2 pseudogenes are annotated in these 1,717 nt (G+C 78.5%); both read left to right on the top strand.

Annotated features, from left to right (window positions below):
- A pseudogene (locus ACFUEL_RS39410) lies at positions 1-358 on the top strand (precorrin-6y C5,15-methyltransferase (decarboxylating) subunit CbiE); the annotation flags it as partial.
- Between the two features lie 428 nt (positions 359-786).
- Positions 787-1,717, top strand: a pseudogene (locus ACFUEL_RS39405) (hypothetical protein); the annotation flags it as partial.

The raw sequence follows: 1,717 nt of genomic DNA, 5'->3' as shown, positions 1-1,717 counted from the left end.
CGACTGCGCCCGGATCTCCGCCAACGCCCGCAAGTGCGGCGTCGAGGTCGAGACCGCCGCCGGCTCCGGCCCCGAGGTGCTCGGCGCGCTCCCCGAACCCGACGCCGTCGCCGTCGAGCACGGCGGCCCCGCCATGGTCCGCGCCGTCACCGCCCGCAAGCCCGGCCGGGTGGTCGCCGTCGCCCGCGGCCTGGCCGAAGCCACCGAGACCCGCCGGATCCTGGACGCCGCCGGCTACCGCACCGACGGCCTGCTGCTCCAGTCCGCCCCGCTGCGCGCCGAGTCCGACGCGGGCGCCGGCCCCTCCTTCGGGCGCGGCGACTACACCCTGCTGATCTGGGGCGAACCGTACGACTGATCTCCGTTTCCGCAGCCCGCGGACCGTCCGACCCGGGCGGTACGGTGATCCCCGTCGCATCCGGACAGGGTTTCGAGATCGGCCCGGCCGCGGCCGGTAGGGTTTCCCCGGGGGACCAGCCCGTCGATGCAGCACCGTGTCCGATCCGGCACGATTGCCACCCATTTGACGCGTTGCAACCCGAACGGCCCGCTTCGCGGGCATTCGACGCGGTGCGCACCCGCCCGGAAGAATGCCGTGAGGGTCCGGAGCGGCCGCGCCGTCGTGCCGGTTGCCCGGGGCCGTCGTTGTTTCTGATGGCACGCCACCCGTGCGGGTGACGGCCGATGGAGTAAGGGACGGGTCGGTGCGGTTCCGTTCCGGCGAAGTGGGCGGGGCCTCCGGGGACCTCGCCGAGGACGCGCAAGCGGCCTGGAAGGAGCATTGACATGACCGACGGCGGACACGCCCCCAGCGCCGGTCCCCTCGCGCCCGAACCCGGGCCCGGCGGACCAGTTCCGGAGCCCCACCTCGGCGCGCCCCTCCAGCCCGCCGCGCCCGCCGGGCCCTGGCACGGCGACCAGCGGCCCGCGTACACCTTCCTCGACCAGCCCGACGGCGAGGAGGAGGACGACGTCCTCCTGATGCCCGGCCCGCAGACCGCCTGGGGCGAGGCCGCGCAGAGCGCCGAGGGCACTGTCGGCGAGGAGCCGACCGGCACCCCCGTCACGCCGTCCTGGCCGCCGCTCGCACCCCCCCTCCTCACCGTCGCCACCCCCGTCGAGGCCGCGCCGGTGGCGGAGGGCGCGGGCACCCCGCAGGGCGCGGAGGGCGCGCAGAGCGCCGTGGCGCCCGCCGACGAGCCGGGCGGCAGCGGCACCCTGCACCTCGGCACCCCGCAGGCGCAGCCCGCCGCCCCGGCCGCCCCCGCCGTCCAGCAGCCCGCGCCGCCCCAGCCGCGCCGCCCGCTGCACGCCGGACCGCCGATCCCCGACCCGTCCCTGATGACCGGTCACGTCCCCGTCCGCTCGCTCGCCGACCGCGGCCCGTCCGCACCCGGCGGCACGCCCGCGTACGGGGTGCCGGTGCCGGGCGCCGAAACGGTGCAGCAGGCGCAGCCGCAGCCGCAGCCTGTCCAGGCCGCGGCACAGCCGGCCGCCGCCGCGGTCGCCGTGCAGGCCCCGGTCGTCCAGGTGCCCGCGCCGGTCCAGCCGCAGGTGGTCGAGGCGGCCGCGGCCGCGGTCGCCGCCGAGCCGGTGGCGCCCGTCGCGGAGGCCGTCGAGGCCGCGCCGGTGGCGGAGGCCGTCGTGGCCGTCGAGCCTCTGGCCGTCGAGCCGGTCGCCGGGCCGGTCGCGGTGGTGGAGGCCGCCGGGGTTCCGG

The organism is Kitasatospora sp. NPDC057198, from assembly GCF_042670125.1.
Classification (GTDB): domain Bacteria; phylum Actinomycetota; class Actinomycetes; order Streptomycetales; family Streptomycetaceae; genus Kitasatospora.
This window is presented reverse-complemented; position numbering and strand designations above follow the sequence as displayed.